The following is a 5,540-nucleotide window of genomic DNA, read 5'->3' as shown; positions in this document are numbered from 1 at the left end:
GAGCACCAGCCCCGAATCCGCCACCGCAAGCTTCGCGGCGGCGACGGCGAACTGGGAGAAGCGTCCGCGGTGTTTCGTGCGCCGCGGGTGCATGAACTGCTCGGGCCGGAAGTCCTTCACCTCGGCGGCGACCTTGCACGGGTAGGGCGACGGGTCGAAGGCGGTGATGTAGTCGACGGCGGACTGCCCGGCGACGAGGTTCTTCCAGAAGAGGTCCTTCCCGATGCCGTTCGGGGCCACGACGCCGAGTCCGGTAATTACGACGCGACGACGACCCACGGGCGCCTCCTCGAGTCAGCGCTAAATAGCAGGCCGACTGCCAAACGCCTAAGTTCTGACGCTCGGCCGCTTCCGGGAGCGGCTGCAAAAATCGCAGTGTTGTTAGAATAGGCGAGCCGGTCAGCCATGTCCAGGAACCGATGAACCGTCGACAGTTTCTGACACTTTGCCTGGCCCTCCTGCTGGCGCCGCTGAGGCGGGGGGCGGAGGCGCAGCTCCGCAAGGCGGCGTATGACGTGGACGTCGGGTTCCTGTACCAGACCCTGAGCCTCGAGCTCACCGGGACGCTCGACGAGTCGGTGGACCGGGCGAGCGGGCGCTACGAGATGAAGGCGGTCGGGCAGGGGAGCCGGATCAGCAACCGCATGGAGTCGAGCGGGGTCCGCCGCCAGGGGCGCTGGGTGCCGCTCCAGGCGGTCTCCTGGTTCCAGGTGGCGGGGCGCGAGGCACGCACCGAGTTCACCTACGACTACGCCCGGGGGATCATCGAGTATCACTACCGGGGCGAGACCTTCTTCCTGCGGCGCCTGCGAGTGGCGGACGATGTGGTGGCCATCCCGGACGGGCTGCACGTGGACGACGCCTCCAGCGCCGTCCTCAACTACGCCGATGGCCTGTGGCCTCAGCAGAGCGACGGCAACCTCCTGACCCACGTGGTCCGCCGGCGCCGGCCCGAAAACGAGGGGCCCGACGACGTGCAGAAGTTCTATCGCGCCGAGCTGGTGCCCTTCGTCCTCCGGGTGACGTCCGACCCCGAGACGGGCAAGCCGGCCGCCCTCTTCGACCTGACCCGCTTCTCGTCCTGGGCCCGCGAGGCGCGGCCGGCGCGCGTCATCTTCGGGCCCGACCGGCGTCCCGAGCTGATCACGGCCGCGCTGATGCTGGGCACCTCCGTGAACATCCGGGTCAAGGGCCCGGGATAGTGCACGACCTCGTCACCCTGGGCGAGGTGCTGCTCCGCCTCTCGGTCCCGTCGCCGGGGCGCTTCGAGACCGCGCGCACGCTCGACGTGCAGATCGGGGGCGCCGAGGCCAACGTCGCCGCCGCCTGCGCCCGGCTGGGCATGAAGGCGGCGTGGATCTCGGCGCTGCCCGCCAATCCCTGGGGCGACCGGGTCCGCCGCGAGCTGGTGGGGCACGGCGTGGACTGCTCGTACGTGCGGATGGTCGACGGCGCCCGCCTGGGGCTCTACTTCCTCGAGTACGGAGCGCCGCCCCGCCCCATTCACGTCCTGTACGACCGCCGGGACTCCGCCTTGGCCCGGCTCACCCCCGACGAGGTCGACTGGGCGCCGGTGCGGCAGGCGCGGGTCGTACACCTCACCGGCATCACGCCGGCCCTGGGTCTGGCCGCCCGGGCGCTGAGCGAGCGGGCCTTCCACGAAGCGGCGGCGGTGTCGTTCGACGTCAACTATCGTGCCGCGCTCTGGACCCCGGCAGAGGCCCGCGCCTTCGCAGAATCCGTGCTCCCGGCGGTCCGGTTCTTTTTCGTGGGTTACGAGGAGGCCAGGAGCCTCTTCGCGCTCGAGGGTGAGCCCGTGCGGATGATCGAGGGGCTGGCCCGGCTGGCGCCGAAGGCGACAGTCACCCTCCTGCAGGGCCACGAGGGCTCGCTGACCCTCGACGGCGGGCGCCTGGTGCGGCCGGGCCGAACGCCGGCCGTTCAGGTCGTGGACCCCATCGGAGCAGGCGACGCCTACGTCGCCGGCTTCCTGTGGGCGGCACTGCGCGGCTGCGATCTTCAGGAGACGGTGGACACGGCCAGCGCCGTCGCCGCCCTCAAGTGCTCGATCTGGGGCGACATCGCGCTGATCAGCCCGCGCGACGTGCAGGAGGCCCTCGCTGGCGGTCCCAGCGTCCGCCGGTGATCGGCGCCCTCGCCGGTGTCTTCGTCCAGATCATCTTCCCGGTGGTGGCCATCGTGGCGATCGGCTACCTCCTGGGCCGCCACCGCCCCATCGATCTGGGGGGCGTCACGACGCTCTCGGTGTCGGTGCTGATCCCGGCGATCGTCTTCGATTCCCTGACGCGCGCCGCGGTGCCGCGCGAGCTGCTGGCGCGGCTCATCCTGCACGTCGGCGTTCAGCTCCTCTGCATCGGCCTGCTCACGTCGGCGGCCGCGCGCGTGCTCGGCTGGCGCGGCCCTTCGGGCGCGGCGCTGCTGATGGCCGCCCTGTTCGGCAACTCCGGCAACATCGGCCTACCCCTGGCCCTGTTCGGCTTCGGCCAGGCCGGGCTCGCCATCGCCGGCAGCTGGTTCGCGGTCCATGCCATCAGCGTCCACACGCTCGGGGTGTTCATCGCGGCGCGGGCGCGGACGGGAGCGCGCGCGGCGCTGGCGCGGCTCGTCCGGCTGCCGATCTTGTACGCGATCGTCGCGGGCATCGTCGTCAATGTCTCGGGCTGGCCACCGCCGGCGCCGGTCACGAAGGCGATTCAGCTTCTGGCGGCAGGCTCGCTGGCGGTGCTGCTCTTGCTCGTGGGCCTTCATCTCCCCGGCCTCGCGCCGCGGCCCGAGGCCGGGGGCGCCACGCTGGCCGCGGCCATCCGCCTGCTGGCCGCGCCACCCATCGCCTGGCTGACCGGACGGCTGCTCGGCCTGGACGGCGTGGCGCTGTCGGTGGCGGTGATGCAGGCGAGCATGCCGACGGCGGTGACGGCGGCCCTCTGGGCGATGGAGTTCGACACGCGCCCGGCGCTGGTCGCGGCGGCGGTCGTGCTCTCGACCGTGGCGAGCGCCTTCACGCTGACCTTGCTGCTGACCGTCCTCACCACTCGCTGGTGAGCCAAGGAGCGCATCGATGCCTTCATCCGTCATCCGCAAGGACATCACCCGCAAGCATCTGGAATCGGCGCTGCCCGACGTACGCACGCCGGTGCGCGTCCCCGTTCTGCGCGCCCGGGCGGAAGTCTGGCGCGACGCCCAGGGCATCCCCCACGTCCGAGCCGCCTCGGCGCACGATGTATTCCTGGCCCAGGGGTTCGTGCACGCGCAGGATCGGCTCTGGCAGATGGACTACGACCGGCGCCGCGCCTACGGCCGCTGGGCGGAGTATGCCGGGCCACCGGCGCTCGCTCAGGACCTCCAGATGCGGCGCTTTCGCCTCGAGCAGTCCGCCCGTGCCGACTACGACGCCGTGAACGCCGAGACCCGGGCGATGCTCGAGGCCTACGCCGCCGGCGTGAACGCGTTCATCGAGACCACCAGGGCGCTGCCGATCGAGTACCGCCTGGTCGGCGGCGCGCCCGAGGCCTGGCAGCCCTGGGACAGCGCCGCGGTGTTCAAGGTGCGCCACGTGCTCATGGGCGTCTGGCAGATGAAGGCCTGGCGCGCCCGGCTGCTGCGCCACCTGGGCGCGGCGCGTACGGCCCAGCTCTGCCCGGGGACGCCGCCGAATCCGACGCTGATCGTGCCGCCGGGCGGCGAGTACCGCGGCCCCGCCATCGACGGGCTCCGGGAGCTGACCGACGCCGAGGCGGCGCTGGCGCAGGTGGCCGACTGGGAGGGCGGGAGCAACAACTGGGCGGTGGCGGGCAGCCGGACGGCCTCGGGCAAGCCGCTGGTCGCGGGCGACCCGCACCGGGCGCTCGACGTGCCGAACGTGTACTACCAGAATCACCTGGCCTGCCCCGAGTTCGACGTGATCGGTCTGTCGTTTCCCGGCGTGCCCGGCTTCCCGCACTTCGGCCACAACCGCCACGTCGCCTGGTGCGTCACCCACACCAACGCCGACTACCAGGACCTCTACATCGAGCGGTTCGATCCCGGCGACCCTCGCCGCTACGAGTTCCGGGGGGAGTGGCGGCGGGCCGAGACGGCCCGCGAGACCATCCGCGTGCGGGGCGCCGCGCCGGTCGAGATCGAGGTGACGGCGACCCACCACGGGCCCATCGTCCTCGGCGAGCCCGCCAGCGGCCACGCCTTCGCCTTCCGCTATACGGCGACGGCCGAGCCGAACCGGACGTTCGAGGCGCTCCTGCCGATGCTGCGCGCGGCCTCGGCCGACGAGCTGGTGGGGTCGATGCGCCCGTGGGTGGACCCGGTGAACAACTTCGTCTTCGCGGACGTGCACGGCAACATCGGCTACAAGACGCGCGGCCGGATCCCCATCCGCGCGATGGCCAACGCCTGGGTGCCCGTGCCCGGCTGGGACGGCGCCCACGAGTGGCAGGGCACGATCCCGTTCGAGGAGATGCCGGCCGTCCGTAATCCGGAATCGGGCTGGATCGCGACCGCGAACAGTCGGGTGGCCGGGCTCCAGTACCCCCATTACGTCGGGCTCGACTTCGCGCCCGATTTCCGTACGCGACGCCTCGTCGAGCGCCTGCGCGGAATCCACAACGCGACGGTCGGCGAGATGGCGGCGATCCACGCCGACCGCGTCTCGATCCCCGCGCGTGAGTTCGTCGGAATCCTGAAAGCGATCGCCCCCGTCGATCCCGCCTCGACACCGGCGCTGGAGGCGCTGCTGGCGTGGAACGGTGTGATGGACCGCGAGAGCGCGGCGCCGACCATCTACAGCGCGTTCCGCGAGCGGCTGATGCGTGACCTCATGGCGCCGATCCTCGGTCCCCTCACGGTCGAGGCCTTCGCCGGCGGCGGGCGCGGCGCCGTCGCTCACATGGCGCGCCTGCGCGCGCGGCTCACCGACATGATCCGGCGGGACGACCGGACGCTCCTGCCCCCCGACGCCGACTGGCCCGCCGCGCTGCGGGCGGCGCTGGCCGCCGCGGTGGCCGAGCTTCGCGACGCGCTGGGGCCCGAGGTGGCGTCGTGGCGCTGGGGACGCCTGCACGCCACCCAGCCCCGGCACACGCTCTCGGCCGCCTTTCCCGAGCTGGCGCGGCTGTTCGATCCGCCCTCGGTGCCGATGGGAGGCGACGGCGACACGGTCCAGGCGGCCTCCTATATCGCGACGGCGGGCTACGGGCTGACGTCGACCTCGGTCGCGCGCTACATCTTCGACGTGGGCGACTGGAATCGGAGCGCGTGGGTCGTGCCGCTCGGCTCCTCCGGCCATGCGGGGAGCCCGCACTACGCCGACCAGGCCGCCACCTGGGGCGAGGTGCACCTGCTGCCAATGCGCTACGAGTGGACGCAGATCCGCGCCGACGCCGAGAGCCAGCAGACGCTCGAGCCTTGAGCCGGTGACCTGTTATATTGACGGCGATCATGCGTAGCGTCGCGGACCTGCTGCGGCTCGAAGATCGTGAGGCGATCGAGGCGCTCACCCCCGACGAGCGCGTGGCCCTCGCCCTGGC

The 5,540-nt window shown here is 72.0% G+C and carries 5 protein-coding genes; 4 read left to right on the top strand and 1 reads right to left on the bottom strand.

The genetic code is table 11. The features are described 5' to 3' along the window. Positions 1–279, bottom strand: a 279-nt coding sequence (locus VGV13_04170) for a beta-ketoacyl synthase N-terminal-like domain-containing protein (GenBank protein HEV8640275.1), incomplete at its 3' end; no start/stop codon positions are given. A 140-nt stretch (positions 280–419) separates the two neighbouring features. Here VGV13_04170 and VGV13_04165 point away from each other — a divergent pair. Genes VGV13_04165 through VGV13_04150 form a run of 4 tightly spaced genes read left to right on the top strand, consistent with a single transcriptional unit; the run spans position 420 to position 5,422 of the window. Beyond that, positions 420–1,202, top strand: coding sequence for a hypothetical protein (locus VGV13_04165; protein ID HEV8640274.1), 783 nt, complete (start codon positions 420–422; stop codon positions 1,200–1,202). Next, on the top strand, positions 1,202–2,146 hold the full coding sequence (locus tag VGV13_04160; GenBank protein HEV8640273.1) for a sugar kinase: 945 nt from the start codon (positions 1,202–1,204) through the stop codon (positions 2,144–2,146). The genes VGV13_04165 and VGV13_04160 overlap by 1 nt, the downstream gene beginning before the upstream one ends. Further along, positions 2,143–3,063: an AEC family transporter gene (locus VGV13_04155; GenBank protein ID HEV8640272.1), complete on the top strand. Its 921-nt coding sequence runs from the start codon at positions 2,143–2,145 to the stop codon at positions 3,061–3,063. Before VGV13_04160 ends, VGV13_04155 begins: the two co-directional genes overlap by 4 nt. Positions 3,064–3,079: 16 nt before the next feature. Further along, positions 3,080–5,422: a penicillin acylase family protein gene (locus tag VGV13_04150; GenBank protein HEV8640271.1), complete on the top strand. Its 2,343-nt coding sequence runs from the start codon at positions 3,080–3,082 to the stop codon at positions 5,420–5,422. Positions 5,423–5,540: the final 118 nt, after the last annotated feature.

The organism is Candidatus Methylomirabilota bacterium, assembly GCA_036001065.1.
Taxonomy (GTDB): domain Bacteria; phylum Methylomirabilota; class Methylomirabilia; order Rokubacteriales; family CSP1-6; genus MNEF01.
Note: the sequence above shows the minus strand (reverse complement) of the source record. Positions and strands in the feature narration are given on the sequence as shown.